The following is a 24,876-nucleotide window of genomic DNA, read 5'->3' as shown; positions in this document are numbered from 1 at the left end:
ATAAGATTATCTTTGCTATAAATGAATAAAAATAATTACGCATTAATTATGGCTGGCGGTGTAGGCAGTCGTTTTTGGCCAGTAAGCAGAACAGAATTCCCTAAACAGTTTATCGATTTTTTTGGTGTAGGTAAAACATTAATTCAAAGTACCTATGAAAGATTTTTGCAGATTTGTCCTGCAGAAAACATATTTATTGTAACCAATGATATTTATGTAAATTTAATAAAAGAGCAAATCCCAAATATTGAGGATAATCAAATCTTAGCCGAACCAATTATGCGTAATACAGCACCTTGTATTGCATATGGTTCTATGAAAATTGCTGAATTAAATCCTGATGCAGTAATAGTTGTTGCCCCTTCAGATCATACAATAGCTAACCAGCAAGGTTTTATAACAGCCATTGAGCAATCTATGGAAGCAGCTGCAAATAATAAATGTTTGATAACCTTAGGCATTAAGCCAAATAGACCAGATACCGGCTATGGCTATATTCAATACAATGATGATGTTTTAAAAACTGATAGTGATATACACAAAGTAAAAACATTTACAGAAAAACCAAATCTGGAATTAGCTCAGTCATTCCTTCAAAGTGGAGATTTTCTTTGGAATGCAGGTATATTCATTTGGTCTGCTAAGGCAATTAATAATTCATTTGAAAAGCACTTACCAGATATGCATGAGATTTTTAATCAGGGCAAATCTTTTTACAATACCAAGAACGAAATTGAATTTATTGCAAATGCTTATTTACAATGTACCAATATTTCTATAGATTTTGGAATCATGGAAAAAGCAGACAATGTATATGTTTTACCATCAGATTTTGGTTGGTCTGATTTAGGAACTTGGGCTTCAATTTATGAAATGGCTGAAAAGGATTATGTTGGTAATGCTGTAATTCCTTCTGAGCAAGTGATGATGTTCGACTCTTCTAATTGTATGGTAAATGTTCCTGCCAACAAATTGGTAATTCTACAAAGCCTGCATGATTATATTGTAGTAGAATCCAATAACACATTATTAATTTGTCCTCGTTCTGAAGAGCAAAGTGTAAAAAATATCGTTGCAGACGTTAAGCTAAAATTTGGAAATAAATTTATATAAAACCCTAAAGAAAATTTAGGTATTTCGTTGTCTCACTGCCTCATATAAAATCACTCCAGCAGAAACAGAAACATTCAATGATTCTATTTTACCTGCCATTGGTATTTTAGCTAGATAGTTGGCCACCCTTAACAATTCATTAGAAATTCCTTCATCTTCAGATCCCATTACTATTGCTGTGGGTAAAGTATAATCAGGAACATATATTAAATCATTGGTTTTTTCTGTACAGGCTACTATTTGCAAACCACTGTCTTGTAAAAATAAACAGGTTTTATGCAAATTTGAATGTCTACAAATTGGAATGCTAAATAAAGCACCTGCAGATGTTTTAATTGCATCAGCATTAATTTGAGCAGCATTTTTTAATGGAACAACAATAGCATGAACACCAACACATGCCGCTGTACGAGCAATTGCACCCATATTACGAACATCGGTAACACTATCTAAAACTAAAATTAATGGGGTCTCCCCCTTCTCAAAAATAGCAGGTATAATATCTTCAATATTTTGATAAGTAATGGGAGAAATTACCGCAATAACGCCTTGATGGTTCTTCTGAGACATCCTATTCAATTTCTCGATAGGAACAGAATTTAATGGAATTAAAGTGCCATGCAATAAAGTTTTCAACTCTGTAAATAATTCGCCAGCTAAACCACGTTGCAAATAAATTGTTTCAATATCTCGTCCTGCCTTTATAGCTTCTATAACAGCCCTTATTCCAAAAACAAATTCGTTATTCTCTTTTACGCGTTGCGGTCTTCTAAAATTATCCATACTTTTTAATCTGCTACAAAAGTAATTTAAATAAATTTCTGTGGCGAATTGTTTGTCTCCTTATTAACATTTAATTGTTTACAAATAAATAAAAGATGTTAAAACAATAATTAAATACAACTTCTTAATCCACAGTCTGTTTAAAAAGAAATAAAAATTGGATGCTTCTTTTACTTAATTTTGATGCTATGATTACCGATAACGAACAACAAGGTCAAGGAAAATTCTCAACTTCAGCAAGAAAAGCTAGACTTACTACCTCAATGAATACCATGGGCAAAATACCGCCCCAAGCCATTGATTTAGAAGAAGCTGTACTTGGGGCCTTAATGTTAGAAAAAGATGCTTTATCTACAGTTATCGATATCTTAAAACCTGAAGTTTTTTATGCAGAAGCACATAAAAAAATCTTTGAGGCCATTCAACAATTGTTTCAAAAATCTAAACCAGTTGATATTTTAACTGTTACTTCAGAAATGCGCACACAAGGCACATTGGAAGTTGTAGGTGGTGCATATTACATTACCAACTTAACAAACCGGGTTGCCTCTGCTGCAAACATTGAGTACCATGCTCGTATCATTTCTCAAAAATATATTCAGCGTGAATTGATTAGAATTTCTACAGAAATCATCACCAACGCTTATGAAGATACAACAGATATTTTCGACTTATTAGACCACGCTGAAAAGAATTTATTTGATATCGCCCAAAATAACTTACGTAGAGATACGCAAAAAATGGACGAGATTATCAAGCAATCCTTGGCTACACTAGAAGAATTAAGAACAAAAACGGACGGTTTAACTGGTGTACCTTCTGGTTTTACAGACTTAGATAGAATTACAGGGGGTTGGCAAAAATCTGACTTGGTAATTATTGCGGCAAGACCTGCGATGGGTAAAACTGCGTTTGTATTAACCTGTGCTCGTAATGCTGCAGTTGATTTTAAAAAACCAGTTGTGGTTTTCTCATTGGAGATGTCTTCTGTTCAATTGGTAAATCGTTTAATTTCTGGAGAAACTGAAATTGAACAAGAGAAAATTAGAAAAGGAAATTTAGCTGAATGGGAATGGCAACAATTACACAGCAAAATTGGAACATTAACAGAGGCTCCGCTACTAATTGATGATACCCCTGCATTAAATATTTTCGAATTTAGAGCAAAATGTCGTCGATTAAAATCACAATACGATATTCAAATGATTATTATCGATTACTTGCAGTTAATGCATGGTAAAGGCGAAGGCCAAAGTGGTGGAGGTAACCGTGAGCAAGAGATTGGTAGTATTTCAAGAGCACTTAAATCTGTTGCAAAAGAATTGGAAGTTCCTGTATTGGCACTTTCTCAGTTAAGTAGAGCGGTAGAAAATAGACCTGGACCAAATGGTAAGAGACCATTGTTATCCGATTTACGTGAATCTGGATCTATTGAGCAAGATGCAGATATGGTACTCTTCTTATACAGACCAGAATATTATGGTTTAACAGAAGATGAACAAGGAAGATCGCTTGCAGGAGTTGGTGAGGTTATTATTGCAAAGCACCGTAATGGTGAAACAGGTATCGTTCCACTTCGCTTTATTGGTAAATATGTTAAGTTTGCCGATTTAGAAGAAAGTTTCATGCCTCAAAATAGCTTCTCTTCAGAAAGCCAAATGATGCCATCGTCCAATTTTGATAAACCTGCTGGTAATGTGATTATTAAACCATCTAAAATGGATGATTATAGTGATGAAGATGCTCCTTTCTAAATAGAATTAAGCAAAACGACTGACTTTCTATTATTTTACCGTATTTGCTTTTCAAAAAATTAGAATATAAAACCTAAAAGTATACCTGCAAGCACAATAAACGGTGGACTAACTTTAGTAAAAGTTAAAATTAAAAAAGTAGAAATTATTAGGGAAATAGGTAAAATTTGAAATCCAATAGGTTTTGCTAACAAAATAAATGCTGCAATAATAAAACCTACACTTACGGCATTAATCCCAGAAAGTGATTTTTTAATTCTTGTAATTTTCTTCAAATCATCCCAGAATGGAACAATAAACAATACCAAAATTAAGCCTGGCAAATTGATACCCACTACCGCTAAAAGACCTCCAAATACTTGTCCGATAATTCCATAACCACCCTGTTTCATACTTAGTGCACCTAAATAGCTACTAAATGAAAAAGTAGGGCCCGGTAAAACTTGTTGTAAAGCAAAGCCAGAGATAAAATCAGATTGTAGCAAATAATGTTTCATTTCTACAAACTCAGTAAACATCAACGGCACCAATACTTGTCCGCCACCAAAAACAAAAATTCCGTTACGGTAAAAATTTTCAAACAACCTAATAGGTAGACTAAAAGGTGATGTTCTATTAATTATTGCACCTAACATAGCCATAAAGAGTAGTACACCGATGAAATAACTCAGCTTTCGAGGATTGATGTTGGCAAACAAGCGAACTCTAATTTGAGCCTCTTCCGTTGGAGTACCAATTGCTGATGAGACCATCCCCCCTACCAAAATTGCAATGGGAAACACGTATGCATTTTTTAAAACTAATGTTGCTACAATTGCAGCTAAGGCTAGTAGAATTGAAACTTCTGATTTTAAAACTTTACGAGCCAAATTATAAGCTCCATAGGCTACAATGCCAAGTGCTATTGGGTGAATATATTGAAGTATTTCTATAAATTTTTCCTTTGAATCTAATAGTGCATAACTTATGGCGGCAAATGTCATAATCGCTGCAGAAGGTAAAATCCAAATCAAAAAAGTGATAATGGCTAACTTTAATCCACCAACTTTGTAACCTATACCAACTAGGGTTTGCGTAGAAGACGGGCCAGGTAAAACTTGTGCTAATGCATTAAGTTCTAACAATTCTTCTTCGGTTATAAAATGTATATTCTTAACAAAATACCTCAGCAAGAGAGAAATATGTGCTTGCGCACCCCCAAAAGCGGTAAACGTAAAAAAGATTACATTTCTAATAAATAAGAGTTGTCTTTTCGCCATAACTATTAGCCACTTTAGGGTTTAGTCGTCTTCATAATCTAAACCAGCAGCTGTATTATATGCCCCTTGTAGTTCAGAAAGCGCATGCATATCACGCTTTGCTCTTGCTGCTAACATTCCTTTCTGGTATATTTCGATTGCCTTGTCTTTTTGGTTTTCTTTCTCGTACAATTTACCCAGATGGTAATAAGTACCTACATAATCAGGATGATCATTTACCAATTTCAAATAATAAGTAAATGCCTTTTCAATGTCATTTAATGAGTTGTATTCTGTTGCTAAAGCGTATAATATAAAGCTATCGTTAGGTTCGTTCTCTAAAAACTCTAATAACTTAGCTAATCGCGTATTTTGCATTTTAAATCCCTGCTTTTTTAATTAGATTTGCACAAAGACAATTTAAGGAAATCATCGTTCGCTTTAATGTTTGCTAATGTTGGTTTTATTACCTTTAATCAAATATATACATATGAAAATATTAGTTTGTATTAGTAACGTGCCAGACACAACGACAAAAATAACTTTTACTAACGATAATACACAATTCAATACTGCAGGTGTGCAATTTATTGTGAACCCTTATGATGAAATTGCACTATCAAGAGCAATTGAGCTTTGTGAAGGTGGAAAGGGAACAGTAACCGTTATTAATGTTGGTGAAGTAGCTACTGAACCTACGATAAGAAAAGCATTGGCGATTGGGGCTGATGATGCTGTTAGGGTTAATGCTGCTCCAAGGGATGCTTATTTTACTGCCTTCCAAATTGCAGAATATGCAAAAGCAAATGATTTTGACATGATTTTATGTGGACGTGAATCTATTGATTACAATGGTTCTCAGGTTGCTGCCATGATTGGAGAATTTTTAGATATCCCATCTATTTCAATTATTAAGAAATTAGATTTTGATGGAACTACAGCAACAATTGAGCGTGAGATTGAAGGTGGAAAAGAAGTTGTTTCTGTAACAGGTAAATTTGTTGCAAGTTGTGCAGAAGGTACTGCAGAAGCAAAAATTCCAAATATGCGTGGCATTATGTCTGCAAGAACAAAACCTTTAACTGTTGTTGAAGCTGTTGCGATTGATGAACTAGGTAAGGTTACCAAATTTGAAACCCCTGCTCCTCGAGGTGCTGTTAAGTTAATTCCGGCAGAAAACGCAGAAAATTTAATAGGGTTATTACATAGCGAAGCTAAGGTTATATAAAAGAGTTGGCAGTTTAGAATTTTCAGTTCTAGTTGCTTAAAATAATATAGAGATAATTAATAGAATTAATTTCATTATAAAATAAAGTCCTTTAGGGGATTTAAGGGTAAATATGTCAGTATTAGTATATGTAGAACAAGCCGATGGTAAATTTAAGAAATCTGTTTTCGAAGCAGTTTCTTATGCAAAAGCTATCGCAGATAATCAAAATACAAGCTTAACTGCAATTTCAATTGGTAATGTTGCAGAAGGAGATTTAAAAGAATTAGGCAAATATGGGGCATCAAAGATTTTAAATGTTGCCGCAGATCAATTAAAAAACTTCGTAAATCAGGCTTATGCATCAGTAATTGCCGAAGCTGCAAAAAAAGAAGGAGCAAATTTAATTGTATTGTCTAACTCTTTCTCTGGTAAAGGATTAGCACCACGTGTTGCAGTAAAACTTAAAGCTGGTTTAGTAGATGGTGCGGTAGAAATGCCAAACTTTGATGGTGGGTTTTCTGTGAAGAAAACAGCGTTTTCTGGTAAAGCTTTCGCAATTACTTCATTAACATCAGAAAATAAAGTAATTGCTTTAAACCCAAATGCTTTTGGAGTTAAGGAAAATGCTGTAGATGCAACAGTTGAAAATTTTAGTCCAGAAATTAAACCAACAGATTTAACTGCAATTGTTAAAGAAATTGTAAGAGCAACCAATAAAATATCCTTACCAGATGCTGAATTAGTTGTATCTGCAGGTAGAGGTTTAAAAGGTCCTGAAAACTGGGGAATGATTGAAGAATTGGCTTCGCTTTTAGGTGCGGCTACAGCTTGCTCTAAACCAGTATCTGATGCAGATTGGAGACCACATTCAGAACACGTTGGGCAAACAGGTATTGCAATTAGCCCTAACTTATATATCGCAATTGGCATCTCTGGAGCTATTCAGCATTTAGCAGGTGTTAGTTCTTCAAAAGTTATCGTAGTAATCAACAAAGATCCAGAAGCTCCTTTCTTTAAAGTTGCTGATTATGGTATTGTGGGTGATGCTTTTGAAGTAGTTCCAAAAATTATAGCTGCATTAAAAGCACATAAAGGATAAACAAAAAATAAACCTTGTGGGTGCTTAATCCACAAGGTTTTAATATTTATGAAGAAAGTAAAACTTGATATCGTAGGATTATCCTATAGCCAAACTCAGTCTGGCGCATACGCATTGGTTCTGGGCGAAGTAAATGGGAGAAGACGTTTACCAATTATTATTGGCGCGTTTGAAGCCCAGGCAATTGCCATAGAAATTGAAAAGATGACCCCTACTCGTCCACTCACTCACGATCTTTTTAAAACCTTTGCACAAGTTTATCATATTGAAATCACAGAAATTATCATTTACAATTTAGTTGACGGTGTATTCTTCGCCAAATTAATTTGTACCGATGGCCAAACTACCCAAGAGATTGATGCAAGAACCTCAGATGCAATTGCTTTAGCTGTACGATTTAATGCAACTATCTATACTTACGAATTTATCTTATCATCTGCAGGTATTGTAATTGAAGGTAATGATTTTCTATTTTTAGAAAACATGGAATCAATTACAAAAGAACATAGTTCTGAAGATATGCCTACTTCTATTCCGGTTTCTGGATACCAGTCATTAACAATAGAAGAACTTCAAGAAAAGTTAAATGAAGCATTGGCTGATGAAGCTTATGAAAAGGCAGCCAGAATTAGAGATGAAATTAGTAAAAGAAATGCCGAATAAGACGTCATTTATATAAAGTTTCAATAATCTCTTCTATTTCTACGATTTTCATTTTATCTAGTAATTTGTTATTAAAAATAATAGTAACTTTCAGCTACTTTTAAACTAAACAAACAACTAGGCTATATGAATATTAAATTTCGGTTGACCGTAGTAAGTTTTATGCAATTTTTTGTGTGGGGCGCTTGGTTAATTACAATTGCAAATTATTGGTTTGGCACTAAGCAATGGGATGGCGCACAATTTGGGTTAATCTTCGCAACCATGGGATTTGCTTCTTTATTTATGCCTACCATTACTGGAATAATTGCAGACAAATGGATTAATGCCGAGAAGCTTTATGGAATACTTCATATACTATACGCTGCTACCTTATTTTATATTCCTCAGGTAGAAACTCCAAATGAATTTTTCTGGACGATTTTTTTAGCTATGTGTTTTTACATGCCAACAATCTCGTTAAGCAATTCTATATCATACACTACATTAAAATCTAGCAATTTAGACGTTGTTAAAGATTTTCCCCCAATTAGAGTTTGGGGAACAATAGGATTTATTGCAGCAATGTGGATTACTAATTTAACGGGAAGTAAAGCGAGTGCAAATCAATTTTATATTGCTGGTATCGCGGCTTTAGCACTTGGTGCTTATTCATTTTCATTGCCTAAATGCCCTCCATCTAAACTGCTTGAAGAAAAATCTAACCTATCTCAAAAATTCGGATTAGATGCTTTTAAACTATTTGCCAATTATAAAATGGCTTTATTTTTTATTTTTTCTATGTTTTTAGGCGGGGCATTACAATTAACTAATGCATATGGGGATGTTTTTTTAGATGAATTTAAACTATTTCCTGTTTACGCTGAATCGTTCGTAATCAAGTATTCTACCATTATTATGTCTATTTCTCAGGTTTCTGAGACCTTATTTATTTTGGCAATTCCATTCTTTTTAAAACGATTTGGAATTAAAAGAGTAATGGTAATTGCAATGCTTGCCTGGGTTTTCCGTTTCGGATTATTCGCTTATGGTGATCCATCTGGTAATTTATGGATGATCGTATTCTCGTGTATTGTTTATGGAATGGCATTTGATTTCTTTAACATTTCTGGTTCACTTTTCGTAGAAACATCAACAACAGCTAAAACTCGTTCTTCTGCTCAAGGTTTATTTATGATGATGACAAATGGCTTTGGTGCAATATTAGGAAGTGTTGTTTCTGGTTGGATGATCCAAAAATATTTCACAAAGGCATATAGTAACATCCAATCTCTTGCAGATCATGTTGGCTCAACAACAGATAATAAACATTTGCTTAAATTTCTTGGAGATAAAGGTATTATGGTATCTGGTAATGGCGATTTAAGCAGGGCATTAGATGTAAAAGATTGGCATAACATATGGCTTTCATTTACCATATATGCCTTAGTAATTACAATACTCTTCATGATTTTCTTTAAACATAAACATACCAAAACAGAAGAAAATGCAATTGAAGCAATAACTCATTAATAAGCAAAATCCCAATTGTTAATAGCCTCATGTCATCCTTTAAACTTAGAAAAGAAAAAAATTGTCTCAATTGTGGCAATACTGTAGAAAAGCATTTTTGCCCAACCTGTGGCCAAGAGAATATAGAAGTTAAAGAAGATGCCATCCACATGGTAGCACATGCTGTAGCTGATTATTTTCACTTCGAGCATAAGTTTTTTGGCACAATTAAACCATTATTAATAAAACCTGGCCAACTTACAACAGCTTATGTAGCAGGCAAAAGGGTTTCATTCATCCACCCTATTCGTTTATACATTTTCATAAGCATAGTTTTCTTTTTGGTGGTTTTGGGTGGCAAAGGAAAAAGTGAGAATAAATCTACAGAAAAAGAAGAGCCAAAAGCTACAACTTCAAAATCAGTAACAAATCCAAAAGATACCACAGCAAAAAAAGAACTTACGCCTGCGCAAATAAAAGAAATTAAAGAAAGCTTAAAATACGTACCAAATGCTAATGGCTTGCGTGATAGCATTATCAAAAAAGCAATAGCTGAAGAATCATCAGGCAAAAAGGAAGATGATAATGGTAGTATTAGCTTTGGAACAGGGAAAAAGAAAGGTTTTTCTAATAAATGGAAAACCAAGGATACCACCGTTGTTCAGTACGAAAAAAATCAAGCAGCACTGTCAAAAGATAAAAAAGATGGTTTTATTAAACACTATTTTATTAAAAGAACTTTAGAATTAGATCAATATGAAAATCCAGAAGAGAAGTTTTTAGAAGACTTTTTGCACAATATCCCTAAAATGATGTTTTTGCTGCTACCAATGTTTGCCCTAATCTTAAAATTGGTTTACATTAATAAAAAAAGGTATTACTATGAACATTTAATCTACTCATTCCATCTTCATTCTGCTATCTTCTTAAGCATTTTAATCACAATGTTATTGCAGTGGTTATGCGGCTTTATATATGAAATTGATGCATGGTTGGGTATATTATGTGCCATTTACATTATTTGGTATATATATCGATCATTAAGAACTTTTTATGGTAGTACAAGGTGGATAACTGTATTGAAAATGTTTTTCTTAAGCTTTGCCTATAATATTGTGCTTACCATTTGTTTCTTAATTGTTATTGCGGTTAGTTTTGTAATGATTTAACTCTCTCATATGTCTACCGGAAAATATAGAAAAGAACACAATTGCTTAAATTGTGGCTTCCATGTTGAAGAACATTATTGCAGTAGATGCGGACAACCCAATTTGGAACTTAAAGAAAGCTTTTGGCAATTTATAAGTCATAGCATTGCACATTACTTTCATTTCGATAATAAATTCTTTCAAACCCTAGTTCCATTACTTACAAAACCGGGCAAGGTTACTCTAGAATACTTAGCCGGAAAAAGAGCTAGATATATTAATCCAATCAGCATGTACATCTTTGTATCGATTGTATATTTTATCATAGTATCTCCTCCTAAAATAAAAGAAAAACCAAAAAAAGAAAAACAAATAGAAGTTGTTAAAAAACAGCAAAAACAAAGAGCAGTATTAGATAGTATAAGTAAGCCTTTAACTGCAGCAGGTTTAAGTGGTGAATTTATAACCACTACTCAACAAGCTGTAAAACAGGACTTAGACGAAGAAAATTTTAGCTCGATGAGCTTCAAGCAGCAAGATACAATCTTAAAAAACCTTAAACTTACTTATCAAGTTAATAAATCTGATTCACTTTTAGAAATGATCAAAAAGCTAGATGAAATACATATCATTAAAAATGATAGCACCTATGCTTCTTATTTAGCTAGACAAAAAACTTTAGCTCCTGATGAAAAGGATAATATCTTCAAAAGATACATCGAGAAAAGAAGGATTAGCATTGGAGAAAATGCTGAAATTATAAATGAAAAATTAGAATACAATCGCCCCAAGCAATATTTTCTTTTTATGCCATTAATGGCATTGTTTGTCATGATTAATTTCAGAAAAAATCATATTAAATATTTAGATCACCTTATTTTTACCATTCATGGCATGACTGCCTTCTTTATGGTTTCAATTATAGTACAGCCATTAAGAAGAGTGCTACCCGAAAGTCTTTCCATGATTGCTAGCGTAATGGGACTTGGATTAATTGCTTGGATATGCTGGTATTTATTTAAAAGCTTAAAAATATTCTATCAACGTAAAACTTCAACTACCATTTGGAGAATGATTTGGATCATTTGTCTATATGGAATTTCCTTAGAAATCGCAGAAACAATAATGGTGAATCTAATTTTTTATGTTACTACATAAAAATAATCAACCATAAAAAAAGCCAATGCGAGGTGCACTGGCTTTTTTTATAATTTGATATAATTATCTTTTCTCTATTTCAACAAAGTCCATATCTACATCGCCAACATAAATTTGACGCGGACGACCAATTGGTTCTTTGTTCTCATGCATTTCCTTCCATTGTGCAATCCATCCTGGTAAACGGCCTAAAGCAAATAAAACAGTAAACATATCTGTTGGAAAACCTAATGCTCTATAAATAATACCTGAATAAAAATCAACGTTAGGATATAGTTTACGATCAATAAAATATGAATCACTTAATGCAGCTTCCTCTAATTTCTTAGCTATTTCTAATACTGGATCATTAATACCTAATTTTTCAAGAATATCATCACATGCTTTTTTAATGATTTTAGCTCTTGGGTCAAAGTTTTTATAAACACGGTGGCCAAAACCCATCATACGGAATGGATCGTTTTTATCTTTGGCTTTATTAATCCATTTCTCGGTATCGCCACCATCTTCTTTAATTAATTCAAGCATCTCAATTACAGCTTGATTAGCACCACCATGAAGTGGGCCCCAAAGCGCTGAAATGCCAGCAGAAACTGAAGCATACAAATTACAATCTGAAGAACCAACCATTCTTACAGTAGAAGCTGAACAATTTTGTTCATGATCTGCATGAAGAATAAGTAAAGTATTCATTGCACTAACTACAACAGGATCAATTTCAATCTCTTCTGTACGTTGACCAAAGATCATGTTCATGAAATTGGTTACATAATCATATTTGTTTTTAGGATAAATAAGTGGGTGTCCTAAAGACTTTTTATAAATAAATGATACTATAGTTGGAAACTTAGCCAACAGCTTAATCATCGTTAAATTCATTTCTTCTTGAGAAGAATTTGCATTTAGCGATTCTGGATAGAATGTAGACAATGAGCATACCAAAGAAGCAACCTGCGCCATTGGGTGAGATTTAGATGGATAACCGTCTAAAAACTTTTTCATGTCTTCATGAATTAAAGTATGGCGGCTTATGTTGCTTTGAAAATCTTCTAATTCTGATTTTTTTGGTAGTGAACCATAAATTAATAAATATGCAACTTCTAAAAATGTAGATTTTTCTGCTAACTGTTCTATTGGATAACCACGGTATTTTAAAACACCAAGTTCTCCATCAAGGAATGTGATTGCGCTTTTAGTAGATCCGGTATTTTTATAACCCAAATCTAAAGTAATGTGACCTGTTAAATCTCTTAGTTTTGAAATATCGATGGCCTTCTCACCTTCAGTTCCCGTAATAACCGGAAACTCATAGGTTTTACCGTCTATCTTAATTTCTGCAATAGCTGACATATATTATAGTTTATAGATAACAAAAATAGTTAATCTGTTTTTAAAAATGGGGGTTTGAACCTAACAATGCTGTTAATTTTTGAATAAAATGGATTTTATTTAATTTTAATTTCTTCTATTACAGCTCCGCATTCCATCATTTCGCTTCCGTAATATGGATTTTGAATTTTTTTCTCAGAAGCTAACCAATCTCCCCCATCTCCATCATTAGCCATTGGACAATGTTGAATAAATATTGTACCTGATGCAAGTTCTGTATGCTTAAACAAAGCAATAACATCAGAGCTTAAAGCAGTAAATTGTTTACGTTGCTCTACAATATCTTTAGCGTTTTTAATCTTATTTGCAATTAAAGCGGTGTTTTCACATCCACTATAAGTCTTTAACTGATCAGCTAAAATTGTTGCTTCCTTTTTGGCATCCTCTAATTTCGATGCTACTAAAGCATCTTTTAATGAAATGTAAGAATGATAAAGATTTTGTACTTTTTCATCTTTAAAACTAACATTTGATATAGCAACTTTATCAGTTTTATTAGCTACAGTATCTTTAGTTTCGGCAGATTTATTAGCGTTATTATTACAAGCCATTAAAATCATAATGGCAGCAATTCCGAAATAGTTTTTCATTTTATTTAATAATTTAATAGGTAGTATTGATAACAAAATACTAAGATTGTTCATAGATTTTGTTTCTTGCTCAAAATAGCATTTATAATTTTAAAATAACAAAAAAGCCTACTAAATTTTTAATGGTTTTTTAATAAAATTAGATTTTAATTATAATTAGAAGTGATATGCTAATCGAAAAGCAACATATCCATTTAAAGACGAATAAGTTAAAGAGTTTTCATCCTATTTAGTATATTATTAAGATAAATCAATACGCAATGAATTCGTAATCAAATTCCTCCATAAAAAGCAAAAGCCCCAATTTCTTCAATTGGAGCTTTCAATAATTAGTTTTTAATTACATTTTGAAATTGTAACCTAAGCGTAATGCATATTGTCCATTAACAGGCTGATACGTTGTTGAAGTTCCGTCTTGTTGGTAACCTTCATAACGTACACTCAGTTCCAAACCATTATTCCATTCATAACCAGTACCACCACCGAAAATGAATGAGGTTTTAGAACCCTCTTGAATTGCAAAACCAGCGCCAAGTAAACCTGTGATATACATTCTTTTAATAGGAAATACTTTTACACCGCCAACAGCTGGAATAAAATCATAGTCAGCAAACGGACTTGCTTCTTTTGCCATTAAACGAGTATATCCACCAGAAGCAGTAAGTGCAACTGCTGGAGCCAAATCTAATTGCAAACGTACATCTGCACCTAAGCCATAGCTAAAAGGAGAACTATCTCTCACAATACCTGCACCCGCTCCAATGCCGATTTTAAAGCCAAGTCCGTTAGAAGACATGGGCATAGTTTGAGCCTTTAAATCTGATGAAATTAATGTTCCAGCGATTAGAAAAGCAGACATAAGAATTTTAGTAGTAATTTTCATAGTGTTAATTTTAATTGAATTTATTAACCTATTTACGAGCAAAATATCAATTCAGTTTTCTAAATGATCATTTTTTTCAAATTTTATTTATTAAAATATTAATCATAAAAAAACCCCGGCCAAATTGACCAGGGTTTTTTTATAGTTTTTGCTTAATTATAGTTTAAAACCATATGCTAAACGAATACCAGCATAACCCACACTACCGTTATTAGAATATCCTTCATACTTAGCGGCCAAATCTAATCCGTTACTCCAAGAATAACCTATCGCTGGAGAATAAACAAAGGAAGTTCCAGCATTATCGCCAGCTGAAAATGCTGCGCCAGCTTCTGCTAAACCGTAAGCACCAGCACCGCTATCATTAAAGAAATACTTTAAACCTGCTTTAACTGGAATAAATCCAAAATTTAGGTCTGTATCTTTAATCGCAATATTTGTATAACCAGCAGTAATTGGTACAGATAATTGTTTATCAATGTCAAACTGATAACGTAAATCACCACCTATAGCTAAACCAGTACCTGAAGAGGTTCCTGCGCCTACATTTAAGCCAATACCAAATTTCGGGGATTGTGCATTTGCATTAACTGAAAAGAACAAAGCTACCACAGCTACTGCAGAAGCTAAAAATTTTGTAGAGTTTTTCATTTTTTTAAATACTTTGGTTAAGTTTTTTATTCGAGCTTAATTACTCAGATACTTAAAATTAAACAAATTGTATGCCACAAGCCCAAATGAAAACCGAAATACTTAATAACATATTAACATTTTACCTCATTAAATTCTTAGCTCAATTGGGAATATTAAACTATAGAAATTATTGGTTTAGGGCAAAAAAGCAATTAAATACTTTTCGTTTAACAAAAACAAAATTCAAAATAATTAATTTTTATTCTTAGTAGTTAAAAAATGTAAAACGTTATTAACTAATAGTTTATGTTGATAATTATTACAAAAATTAATAGCATAGCGTCTATAAAATTTTTACTTTCAATCAATTTTAAACATAATCTATACATATGAAAATTATCAAATCACTAGCCTTAATGGCACTAATTACATCCACATTTTTTATTGGCTGTAAACCAAAAGATGCTGACATTAAAATTGCAGTTGAAAAAAGTATTTCTGCCTTACCAAATTTAACAGGTACAACTGTTGATGTTAAAGATGGCATTGTAACACTTACTGGACAGTTAAAAGATGACAATGCTAAAGGATTAGCAGAAACTACTACGAAAGCTGTGAAAGGAGTTAAGTCTGTGGTGAACAATCTTAGCATTACTACTCCTGTATTAGTTGCCGTTGATGACCTTTTAACAAAAGCTGTAAATGATGCAGTTAAAGATTACCCAACTGTTGTTGCAAATGTTAAAGACGGGATTATTTCTTTAACTGGGAAAATTAAAAAAGAAGCCTTGCCTAAATTAATGATGGCCATAAGCGCACTAAAACCAAAGAAAATTAATAATCAATTAACTACAAACTAATAAAAAGCATGGCTTTACAAGATAAATATAAACAACTAACTGATGCTGCAAGTGCTGCTGGCATTTCAGATTTAATTGTGAGAGAGCAAGATGGTATATTATATATTGACGGAACAGCTCCAAGTGGTGCGATTAAAGACCAATTGTGGGATATTTATAATAGCATTGATCCAAATTTTAGTTCTGGAGACTTAATTCTAAATGTTAATGTTTCTATTGATGCAAGTGTTACCAAAGTAAAAGTAGTAACTGAAAATAGTAACCTAAATATTAGAAAAGGACCAGGAACAGACCAACCCATTGTTGGAAAAGCTGCGCATGGAGAAGTTATTACTCTGGTAAATAGAAGTAATGAACAATGGTGGCTTGTAAGAACAAAAGATAACGAGGAGGGCTATTGTTATGCTCAATATCTATCTCCAGAAGCATAAAAACTGAGTTTATTAATCCAGACTGTAGTGGTACAGTCTGGATTTTTCATTTTCATACTATCTATTATTTAATAGTTGGTGATAATCAAATGTCTTACAGCTCTGTTATTCCTGCCCCGAACATTGTAAACATAGTTTTTATCGAAAGTTGTAATTTTAACTAATGGATGCGTATAAATTTCTTTAATAAAACCTGTTTCCTTTATCACAACCATCCATTTTGATTTGGCTTGAATAAGGAAAGTGGCTAAACGTTGTTGATCATCTTGAGTAAAAGCGCTCTGATCATATTCTGAAAACTCACTATCATAAGGAGGATCTAAAAAAATAAAATCACTTTCTTCCAAACTGATTTTATTCAAAAACGCTTCAAAATCCAAATTGAATACTTCAGTATTATTAAAAAGCTCAGTAATTGACTTGTCAAATATTTTTTCTGCTTTCTGGCGGAATTTCTTTTTATTGTATGCAATACCACCATATGGGATATTAAATTCACCTCTAGCATTAAATCTAAACATAGATCCGTAGCAAAACTCTCTTACAAAGTACCAATTAGCTGCAGTTTTAGCAGGTGTTAATAGCAATGTTTTATGATATTCTTTATTAAGTAAAGTTCTAAAAAACAAATAAGCACCACTCCTAATCCCAGTTTCAAAATGATTTCTTAATTCCTCATAATTAAAAACTCTTTGCTCTTTCTCACAAATTCTTTTAATTCTTCTTGCTTTATCAGCAATACTAGATAATAACATCTTTTTAAAAAGAGCTCTATCAATTATAAACGCCTCATCATTAATTAATAAATCTGATTTTAAAGCCTTAGTTAATTTTTCAGTGATAATATCATTTAATTGGCTTATTTCAGTTTCTTTATTGATATAGTTTGAATAGCTTTCTGAACAACTTTCCCACAGTAAATTATGGATCTTTCCTAGTTCGTCCCAAGCATCCGCATACTTTAAGATTTCAGATTTAAAGTCGTTGTTACCAAGCTGTTGGTAAAAGTTAACTAAGTCTGTGCTTTTATCATTTATAAAAGATTTCACCTTTGGTTGTAATGCAAAAAATACTCCTCCGCCACCAAAAAAAGGTTCAATATAGCGTGTAAATGTTGGAATGTGATTGGCAAATAAGGCAAATTCATCATACTTCCCCCCTGTCCATTTAATAATTGGCCTTAACTTATTTTTCATTATCAAATTTAGAATTGATTAATTGAATTGCCTTAGATTTTAACATACTAAATTGGTCATCGGCATTAAGCCAGTTAATTTGGACACCATCTTTTTCCATTTTCCTAAAAAAAGTCATCTGCCTTTTTGCAAATTGACAAATGGCAATACCCAATCTCTCCTTTAAAGAGACAAAATCTATATCACCAACTAAGTATGAAGCAACAAATTTATATTCTAATCCATAAAAGGTTAATATTTCTAAACTAACTCCATTAGCTAATAAACTTTCAACTTCTTCAATTAGACCATTCTTTAACCTTAAGTCTAATCTTGCCAAAATTCTATCCCTTCTAGTAGTTAAATCGCTCTGCAAGCCAATAACAATAGGATTAATAATCGGCCTTTCTTTTTTTTTAACATCATTATATTGAAGATATTCAGCAATTTCAATTGCTCTAATTAATCTTTTAGATGAGGAAGAATCAGCTTGTTCTCTTAATTTTTTTGGATAAGAATTGAGCGTATCTTGTAACTGCTCTCTGGAAAACCCTTCATATTTCGCTCTTAAACTTTCATCTCTAGGAACTGCAGTTAACTCATAATTTTGCAAAACACTATGAATATACATCCCAGTTCCGCCACAAAGAATAGGCAATCTATTTCTCTGATTAATATCTTGAAATGAATGATAAAAGTCTTCCTTAAATAAATTCACATTGTATTTATCCCCTGCTGATCTAATATTTATGAGATGATATGGAATTTGTTTGCCATTGATATGGTATTCTGCTAAATCCTTTCCGGTACCAATATCCATACCTTTAAAAATCTGTCTACTGTCTGCACTGATTATTTCTCCATTAAATTCATCAGCCAAGCTTACTGCAAGCTTAGTTTTACCAGATGCAGTGGGTCCTAAAATAATCAATAATGGATTTGGAAACATATTTATAGGTAAAGGTGATATTTTAAGTTACCAGTATTAAATAGTTTTATGAAACCGTTTGCTGCTAGAAAATCAGGCAAATTTAAAATATTTTGGGCTTTAAATGCTAATAATAGGTTTTTAGGAATACGATGAGGAGTGTATCTAATTAATGTGTCTGTGTTAACATATAAATCCAAGGGTTCGGTCTTTTCCGATAATTGAAAATTTAATTTTTCATAACCCTTTCCTAATGACCAGTCTCTGTCTGCGTAAGTCATCAAGTCATTTAGCTCAAATTGTTTTAGAAAGTGTTTAATGAGTTTACTTAAACCGCCCACTATTGTAACTCCATCTTTTGACGCAAACCGAACCAACTCTGCTGACTTATAGTTTGCGTTTTTGCTTTTCATAATTCTAGTCGCACTAAAACTTGCTACCGCAATAATTTCACTATTGTTTACTAGTCCGAAGCTATATTTTGATTTTACATAACCCTGTAAATGGTAAGTATTTAAAAACTGGGATGTTTGTTGAATATCAAGCTCAACAATACCAGCTTTACGGCCATGAAAACCTTTGTTAAGACCAAAAAAGGAGTAAAATCTACTTAAAACTTGTTCTCTTTTACTATGCCATACATCTTCCCATAGGTGAATTAACTGTTTGTTTTCTTGTTGAAAACTGACTTGTAATTGAATTAAGTCTTTAGGCGTAAAATGATTATTTAATGGAACTAAGTGTATGAGGAAATCTTTTTGCGTATCTATAATAAAATAAGGATTTACATCAAGTAGCTGCACCTGATGTTGAAATCCCTGTACAGTTAAAAAAACATCTTCTTGCCAAAAAGAATTTAAACCCACCCTTTTTGTTTATAGCTTGTAAAGCCTGCAACTAATGCTTGAGAAATGAATCCTAATAACTCATCATCTAGTTTTTTTATGTGAAAACAAGATTTACCTTTCAACAATTTCATTAATTCTGGATGAAAAATTAATTTCATTTCAGCCTCTGCATATACTGGCATATAATAAAAGCCAACATAACCTTTTCTTATTACCACACCAGCAAAGTATACTTCATCTTTTTTTCTACCCTCTATTTCAATTGCTTTTTCACTCCAAAGCTCGTAGGCAGTTTCAGAATTGGTTCTAGCATTTAAGCCCTGAACTGTGTATGGCTGCATTTCGGCTCTTATTGTTTGAAAAATTTCTACAAGGTCTGTTTTCATAAGTTTAGCTTTTATGCTTTTTATAACACTAAATTACTACCAATTGTTCATTTAAGCAATTATAAATTTGCCCACCAAGGTTTAAAATCCCAATTATCTTTTAACTTTAATGTTTGACCTAATTCTGGGGTTAATATTGATATATTTAAATCCTTGGCACTTTTAACTACCCTTTTAATTGAATCATCCCAGTCATGGAGTGCTAATCTATATTTACCCCAATGTACTGGCAATAAATGTTTAGCATTTAAATCTAAACTTGCTTGGGTAACTTCCTCTGGAACCATATGTATTAATGGCCACATTGCATTGTATTGACCACATTCTAAAATAGCCAAATCAAACGGCCCATAGGTTTCTCCTATGATTTTAAAATGTGTATCATAACCAGAATCCCCACCTAAATAAATTTTATTATTTTTTGTTTTTAATATAAATGAAGACCAAGCTGTTCGATTTCTTTTAAATAATCTACCAGAGAAGTGTCTTGCATTTGCTGCAGTAAAGCTTATATTTTCTAATGGGAAGGCTTCTTCACCCCAGGCTAATTCTATAATTTTTTCAGGTAAAATACCCCAATTTTCTAAATGGCTTCCAACACCTAATGAGGTTAAAAAATACTTAGTCTTATTTTTTAATTTTAATATTGAATTATAATCTAAATGATCATAATGATCATGTGTTATTAAAATAATATCTAAATTGGGTAGTTCTTCTGGTTTAATAAAATCTGTTCCTTCAAAACCTTTTGTACCCAAAAATTGAAATGGAGATGTTCTTTTACTAAAAACCGGATCGACCAAAATGTTTTTACCATCAACTTGAATTAGATAAGAAGAATGGCCAAACCATGTAATCTTAAACTCTTCTGATGAAGTAAAATCAGGAATTTGATGTGGGATAGTTTTTTTTGGAGAACCATTCTTATTTCCTTCAATTACTTTACCCAACATTTGCCAATAGGAAACATCTTCGGGTTTTACAGGTGTTAACGACAAGTTTTTAATCTCACCATCTAAATAGTTTGATAGATTTTTAATTTTATTTAACCTTTTACCAGTTGGTAGCTTACCAAAAACAGGCAAGTTTATAACAAAGAAGATAAGGAGTGTAACTGTTATAATTAGGACTAATGTGATGTACATCTTAAATATTAAAATAAAATCACAATGATATGTACTATTTTGGTGTCTTACAATTAATAACCATATTTTAGAATTAAAGTGACGATAGAGATACAATGGATTAAAAACATTGTTTAATAAGAAATCTAACGACAATAAAAAAGCCTCCAACCATTTAAGGTTGGAGGCTTTACAAATTAACTATATATTAGTTTTTAGGTTGTACTCTTCCACTTTTTCTATCTTGCGCTCTACCAATTGCATAACCGGCACCTGCGCCAGCTAAGCCACCAATTACAGCACCTCTACCATCTTTTTTATCAATTAAAATACCACCCAAAGCACCTACACCTGCTCCAATTGCGGTACCTTTAGCTGCATCACTCCATCCTTTTTTCTTAGCAGCTGTTGTACCTGCAGATGAAGTTGTTGTACTTCCACTTGATGAATAACTTGATGATGTTGCTCTACGTCTTGCAGCAACAAGTTCTGCTTGGTGTTTCTCTTCTAATTGTTGTTGTTGTCTGGCAACTTCTGCCCTTTTAAAACTATCTAATTTCAAACTGTCTTTAACAGCAGCTACTGCCTGTTGTTTTGCTAATGCCTCTTCTTTGGCACTATTGCCACATGAAGCTAAAACTGTAGCCAATGCAACTATTGCGAATATCTTTTTCATGTCTGTTAATTATAAATTAATAATATATGATGTATTGTAAAAATGATGCCAAGATTTAATAATGTTGAAAATAATTTATAAAGATGAAGTGAGCAGTATTATTATTTACACAACTAATAGAAATCTAATTGAGTTTTACGCATAATTTACGTATATTTGCAACAACGGAATATCAATATACTTTTCTCTTTACAATACCTACTGAAATACTTTATTTCAGCATTCCAATCTTTAGCAGGAAACCGTTACCATGCAGGATAAAATATAAGTCTTGATCTAATTCATTTTAACAATCAGTTAAAAGATCAACCAAAGGTTACTTAGAGAATAGTCAGTTTTTAATTAAAACAACATTATATGGCAAAGTCGCAGGCTACCTTCATGAAAAAACAGTTAGAAAAAAATAGACAAAAGAAAAAAGAAGAAAAATTAGAACGTAAACAAGAGCGTCAACAAAACTCTACAGGTGGAGATTTGGAAAGCATGATGGCTTACGTAAATGAATTCGGTGAAATTGTTTCTACACCACCAGAAAAAAAATAACAATACCTCGCTCCCGCTCTTAATGCGGGAGTTTTAGTTTATAGCATAATCAACAATATTACAATTTTGATATTATGATTTAGAACTAAAAAACTATATCTTGCCCAAAAGCTAGCCTAGTATTTTATAAATGAAATTAACCATTTGGGGCGCTGCACAACAGGTAACTGGCAGCATGCACTTGTTGCAAACAGAAAACTACACTATACTTATAGATTGCGGCCTTGATTATGAAAAAGGCACTTATCAGGAAGAGAATCAATATTTCCCCTTTAACCCCGCTATCATAGATTTAGTAATTCTTACCCATGCTCACATAGATCATTCAGGTAATCTTCCAACTTTGGTAAGAATGGGTTTTGAAGGTCAGGTTTTATGCACTCCTCCTACTGCAGATTTAGCAGAATTGCTATTATTAGATTCTGTAAACATATTTTTAAGTAAGCAAAACAAAAAAACTAGACGAGGGAAAGGATATTCTGGCCCACAACCCTTATATCTTCAAAAACATGTAATGGAAACTGTAGATCGTTTTGTTACTATTGGTTTTAATAAACCATTTAAAGTTAATGGAAATATAGAAGTAACATTTATTCCTGTTGGACATTTACTAGGTGCTGCTGCTGTAATTTTAACCATTACAGAACATGAAGTAACTAAGAAAATTGGTTTTACTGGAGATATAGGCAGAAAAAATTATCCTGTTTTAATAGATCCACAAATTTTACCACAGTTAGACTACTTGGTAAGTGAATCTACTTATGGAGGAAGATTACATACAACAGACACCTCTTTACAAGATAAACTAATCCAGACTATTGAAGAAGCCTGTATTAAAAGTCCTGGAAGATTAATTATACCAGCATTTAGCATTGGAAGAACACAATCTTTAGTATTTGCTCTAAATCAAATATTTAGTAAAGGATTATTGCCACCTGTGCAAATTTTTGTAGATAGCCCACTTGCTAATTATGCTACAGAGGTATATAGAAAACATCATCAACTGGTAAATGATGAAGCCAAACATTTTTATCAAACCAAGGGTGATGAATTTGAATTTGAGAACCTGATTTATGTTCACGACAGAAAAGAAAGTCAATCTGTAATGAATTACCTAGAGCCCTGTATTATCATTTCATCAGCCGGAATGTTAGAAGGAGGAAGAATACAAGACCATTTATACCATAACATACAGAACTATTATTGCACTATCCTATTTATTGGTTATTGTGCTAAAGGAACATTAGGAGATAGGTTATTAAGAGGTGATCCTATTGTTAGATTACGTAATAGAGACCTAATGGTTTATGCTTCAATTAAAAAAACTGACCTATTAAGTGGACACGGAGACCACAAAGATTTAGTAGAGACTGTAAAGCAACAAAACGTTAATACGCTTAAAAAAGTATTTCTGGTTCATGGTGAGACAAAGAGCCTCGATGCTTTAGCCAACTCTTTAAAAGAAGAGGGATATCAAGTGGTTATTCCAAAAAAAGGAGAAACTTTAGAACTTTAAGGTTAAACTACTAAGTAAACGTAAAACTTATAATCTCTTATAGGTTGACCCTTTATAGCTAATGTTTCACCTTTATAATCTCTAGTTGGTTTAATTACAAATGGTTCATCAGATTTCTGAGATTCATCAAAAGCTATTTTTAAACGATCAATGAAAGTATCAGCTTTAACCCTCCATTTTTTATCCTTATACCAAAAATAAGCAAAAGTATTTCTGGTATCACCCTTTAACTTGCCGTCGAGCCTAACAATTCCAATATTAGCTTTTTTTAAAGGTTCAACAGCTTTTTTATAAAAAGTTTTAAAATCTTTAAATTCTGGAATGACATTAGTTTCGCTCATAGTTTTAATTTTGACGCAATTTACATCATTTTAAGCAAAATTTAGAAAACAAGATTTTAGTTTTATTTTGGGTGTTTTAACACGCTGTCCACTATATCTTTATGGCTTCTCCATCCTCAAGAACAAAGAAAGCCATAAAGGATGTCGTTTCCATCGTTAACGCAAAAATCCCTATGCAACGCTGATATTTTTATTCTGTTTTCTTTTAAGGAGTAAGGCACTAATCAAGGTGATGATTAAACCAATAGGAAAAACCTCCATGTAGGTTAACAAAATTACCATAACAGGATTTTTATACATCTCTTTCATGCTATTTATTCCTGCAATTTGCTCATTAGCTTCTGATGCAGTCAAATCTTTATTCAATTTTATTTTCTCAATACTATCAGCACTCATTACTTCCATAAAATTCGGAACAAAATTGTAATAAACAACCAACCAGGTTGCTACATAAAGTGTAGAACCAATTAGTGTTATTAAGATTCCGATTTTAAAAGCTTTACCAAAACTTATAACACCATTATTAAATTTATCGCGGTAATTTTTAACTGCTACAAAAATAACTGAAAAAGCAATGATCATGGTTGTAAAACCTAACACCATGCTTCCTTCAAAATCTTTTTGTTCGTAACATTTAATAGCACTTACTGCCATCATTGTGCTAATAATCAATCCTGCTATTAACCCAAAAATTAAGATATTTTTTTTCATCTGTTTAAATTTTGTTTCAATTGTGATGAAGCTATCATGATTTAATTATGTCACTGTGTGATTTGTAAATCATGATGGTTTCATACTTTAAAATAGTTTAGGTTGCAAAGTAAAGTCAACGAAGTAAAAAAGCATTCATACTTTAGGATGATTTTGTTAAAATCATCCTATGATAATACTTAAGT

Annotated in this window: 27 protein-coding genes; 12 read left to right on the top strand and 15 right to left on the bottom strand. The window is 32.4% G+C overall.

The window, feature by feature from the left end; genetic code table 11:
* Positions 1-21 precede the first annotated feature (21 nt).
* Positions 22-1,113, top strand: coding sequence for a mannose-1-phosphate guanylyltransferase (locus FA048_RS07555; RefSeq protein WP_136839632.1), 1,092 nt, complete (start codon positions 22-24; stop codon positions 1,111-1,113).
* Positions 1,114-1,128: 15 nt separating this feature from the next.
* On the opposite strand, the gene rlmB is transcribed toward FA048_RS07555, so the two are convergent.
* A complete protein-coding gene (rlmB, locus tag FA048_RS07550) occupies positions 1,129-1,896 on the bottom strand; it encodes a 23S rRNA (guanosine(2251)-2'-O)-methyltransferase RlmB (protein WP_136839631.1) in 768 nt (255 codons plus the stop codon).
* Positions 1,897-2,084: 188 nt separating this feature from the next.
* Between rlmB and dnaB the strand changes: the two genes are divergently transcribed.
* Complete coding sequence (gene dnaB / locus FA048_RS07545; RefSeq protein ID WP_136839630.1) at positions 2,085-3,650, top strand: replicative DNA helicase; 1,566 nt, start codon at positions 2,085-2,087, stop codon at positions 3,648-3,650.
* Positions 3,651-3,709: 59 nt separating this feature from the next.
* Here the strand turns inward: dnaB and chrA are convergent, their stop codons facing one another.
* Together chrA and FA048_RS07535 are read right to left on the bottom strand one after the other, a co-directional pair.
* The gene (gene chrA, locus FA048_RS07540; protein ID WP_136839629.1) at positions 3,710-4,909 is read right to left on the bottom strand and encodes a chromate efflux transporter; all 1,200 of its coding nucleotides are present in this window, start codon (positions 4,907-4,909) and stop codon (positions 3,710-3,712) included.
* A 21-nt stretch (positions 4,910-4,930) separates the two neighbouring features.
* Complete coding sequence (locus tag FA048_RS07535) at positions 4,931-5,266, bottom strand: tetratricopeptide repeat protein (protein WP_136839628.1); 336 nt, start codon at positions 5,264-5,266, stop codon at positions 4,931-4,933.
* A 112-nt stretch (positions 5,267-5,378) separates the two neighbouring features.
* Between FA048_RS07535 and FA048_RS07530 the strand changes: the two genes are divergently transcribed.
* From FA048_RS07530 to FA048_RS07505, 6 genes are all read left to right on the top strand, one after another.
* Positions 5,379-6,116 (top strand): electron transfer flavoprotein subunit beta/FixA family protein, encoded by a 738-nt coding sequence (locus tag FA048_RS07530; RefSeq protein ID WP_136839627.1) that lies wholly within the window; start codon positions 5,379-5,381, stop codon positions 6,114-6,116.
* 112 nt (positions 6,117-6,228) lie between these two features.
* The gene (locus FA048_RS07525) at positions 6,229-7,197 is read left to right on the top strand and encodes an electron transfer flavoprotein subunit alpha/FixB family protein (protein WP_136839626.1); all 969 of its coding nucleotides are present in this window, start codon (positions 6,229-6,231) and stop codon (positions 7,195-7,197) included.
* A gap of 48 nt (positions 7,198-7,245) precedes the next feature.
* Positions 7,246-7,860, top strand: coding sequence for a bifunctional nuclease family protein (locus FA048_RS07520; protein WP_136839625.1), 615 nt, complete (start codon positions 7,246-7,248; stop codon positions 7,858-7,860).
* Positions 7,861-7,986: 126 nt separating this feature from the next.
* Positions 7,987-9,372: a nucleoside permease gene (locus tag FA048_RS07515; protein ID WP_136839624.1), complete on the top strand. Its 1,386-nt coding sequence runs from the start codon at positions 7,987-7,989 to the stop codon at positions 9,370-9,372.
* 29 nt (positions 9,373-9,401) lie between these two features.
* A complete protein-coding gene (locus FA048_RS07510; RefSeq protein WP_136839623.1) occupies positions 9,402-10,520 on the top strand; it encodes a DUF3667 domain-containing protein in 1,119 nt (372 codons plus the stop codon).
* A gap of 9 nt (positions 10,521-10,529) precedes the next feature.
* The gene (locus FA048_RS07505; protein ID WP_136839622.1) at positions 10,530-11,657 is read left to right on the top strand and encodes a DUF3667 domain-containing protein; all 1,128 of its coding nucleotides are present in this window, start codon (positions 10,530-10,532) and stop codon (positions 11,655-11,657) included.
* Positions 11,658-11,720: 63 nt separating this feature from the next.
* Here FA048_RS07505 and FA048_RS07500 read toward each other — a convergent pair whose 3' ends face one another.
* The 4 genes from FA048_RS07500 to FA048_RS07485 form a co-directional block, all read right to left on the bottom strand.
* The gene (locus tag FA048_RS07500; RefSeq protein WP_136839621.1) at positions 11,721-13,007 is read right to left on the bottom strand and encodes a citrate synthase; all 1,287 of its coding nucleotides are present in this window, start codon (positions 13,005-13,007) and stop codon (positions 11,721-11,723) included.
* A gap of 95 nt (positions 13,008-13,102) precedes the next feature.
* Complete coding sequence (locus FA048_RS07495) at positions 13,103-13,636, bottom strand: DUF3347 domain-containing protein (RefSeq protein ID WP_136839620.1); 534 nt, start codon at positions 13,634-13,636, stop codon at positions 13,103-13,105.
* A 340-nt stretch (positions 13,637-13,976) separates the two neighbouring features.
* The gene (locus FA048_RS07490; protein WP_136839619.1) at positions 13,977-14,519 is read right to left on the bottom strand and encodes a porin family protein; all 543 of its coding nucleotides are present in this window, start codon (positions 14,517-14,519) and stop codon (positions 13,977-13,979) included.
* 156 nt (positions 14,520-14,675) lie between these two features.
* A complete protein-coding gene (locus FA048_RS07485) occupies positions 14,676-15,170 on the bottom strand; it encodes a hypothetical protein (protein ID WP_136839618.1) in 495 nt (164 codons plus the stop codon).
* Between the two features lie 371 nt (positions 15,171-15,541).
* Here FA048_RS07485 and FA048_RS07480 point away from each other — a divergent pair, with 371 nt between their 5' ends.
* Together FA048_RS07480 and FA048_RS07475 are read left to right on the top strand one after the other, a co-directional pair.
* Positions 15,542-16,012: a BON domain-containing protein gene (locus FA048_RS07480; protein ID WP_136839617.1), complete on the top strand. Its 471-nt coding sequence runs from the start codon at positions 15,542-15,544 to the stop codon at positions 16,010-16,012.
* A gap of 8 nt (positions 16,013-16,020) precedes the next feature.
* Entirely contained in the window at positions 16,021-16,443 is a 423-nt protein-coding gene (locus FA048_RS07475) for an SH3 domain-containing protein (protein WP_136839616.1), read from the top strand.
* Positions 16,444-16,511: 68 nt separating this feature from the next.
* Here FA048_RS07475 and FA048_RS07470 read toward each other — a convergent pair whose 3' ends face one another.
* From FA048_RS07470 to FA048_RS07445, 6 genes are all read right to left on the bottom strand, one after another.
* Complete coding sequence (locus FA048_RS07470) at positions 16,512-17,639, bottom strand: DNA adenine methylase (protein ID WP_136839615.1); 1,128 nt, start codon at positions 17,637-17,639, stop codon at positions 16,512-16,514.
* The gene (miaA, locus tag FA048_RS07465) at positions 17,629-18,567 is read right to left on the bottom strand and encodes a tRNA (adenosine(37)-N6)-dimethylallyltransferase MiaA (protein ID WP_136839614.1); all 939 of its coding nucleotides are present in this window, start codon (positions 18,565-18,567) and stop codon (positions 17,629-17,631) included. Before miaA ends, FA048_RS07470 begins: the two co-directional genes overlap by 11 nt.
* A 2-nt stretch (positions 18,568-18,569) precedes the next feature.
* Positions 18,570-19,412: a hypothetical protein gene (locus tag FA048_RS07460; RefSeq protein ID WP_136839613.1), complete on the bottom strand. Its 843-nt coding sequence runs from the start codon at positions 19,410-19,412 to the stop codon at positions 18,570-18,572.
* Positions 19,403-19,780 carry a DUF1801 domain-containing protein gene (locus FA048_RS07455; RefSeq protein WP_136839612.1) on the bottom strand — a complete coding sequence of 126 codons (378 nt, stop codon included), beginning with the start codon at positions 19,778-19,780 and terminating at the stop codon, positions 19,403-19,405. The genes FA048_RS07460 and FA048_RS07455 overlap by 10 nt, the downstream gene beginning before the upstream one ends.
* A 59-nt stretch (positions 19,781-19,839) precedes the next feature.
* A complete protein-coding gene (locus tag FA048_RS07450) occupies positions 19,840-20,925 on the bottom strand; it encodes an MBL fold metallo-hydrolase (protein ID WP_136839611.1) in 1,086 nt (361 codons plus the stop codon).
* Between the two features lie 187 nt (positions 20,926-21,112).
* Positions 21,113-21,580, bottom strand: coding sequence for a YMGG-like glycine zipper-containing protein (locus FA048_RS07445; RefSeq protein WP_136839610.1), 468 nt, complete (start codon positions 21,578-21,580; stop codon positions 21,113-21,115).
* 357 nt (positions 21,581-21,937) lie between these two features.
* Between FA048_RS07445 and FA048_RS07440 the strand changes: the two genes are divergently transcribed.
* The gene (locus FA048_RS07440; protein WP_055133765.1) at positions 21,938-22,123 is read left to right on the top strand and encodes a hypothetical protein; all 186 of its coding nucleotides are present in this window, start codon (positions 21,938-21,940) and stop codon (positions 22,121-22,123) included.
* A gap of 130 nt (positions 22,124-22,253) precedes the next feature.
* Positions 22,254-23,639 (top strand): MBL fold metallo-hydrolase RNA specificity domain-containing protein, encoded by a 1,386-nt coding sequence (locus FA048_RS07435; RefSeq protein ID WP_136839609.1) that lies wholly within the window; start codon positions 22,254-22,256, stop codon positions 23,637-23,639.
* Positions 23,640-23,641: 2 nt separating this feature from the next.
* Here the strand turns inward: FA048_RS07435 and FA048_RS07430 are convergent, their stop codons facing one another.
* On the bottom strand, positions 23,642-23,980 hold the full coding sequence (locus FA048_RS07430; RefSeq protein ID WP_136839608.1) for a hypothetical protein: 339 nt from the start codon (positions 23,978-23,980) through the stop codon (positions 23,642-23,644).
* Positions 23,981-24,151: 171 nt separating this feature from the next.
* Positions 24,152-24,691 carry a DUF4199 domain-containing protein gene (locus tag FA048_RS07425; protein WP_136839607.1) on the bottom strand — a complete coding sequence of 180 codons (540 nt, stop codon included), beginning with the start codon at positions 24,689-24,691 and terminating at the stop codon, positions 24,152-24,154.
* Positions 24,692-24,876 lie beyond the last annotated feature (185 nt).

It is taken from the genome of Pedobacter polaris, from assembly GCF_005116505.1.
GTDB classification, from domain to species: Bacteria; Bacteroidota; Bacteroidia; order Sphingobacteriales; family Sphingobacteriaceae; genus Pedobacter; species Pedobacter polaris.
This window is presented reverse-complemented; position numbering and strand designations above follow the sequence as displayed.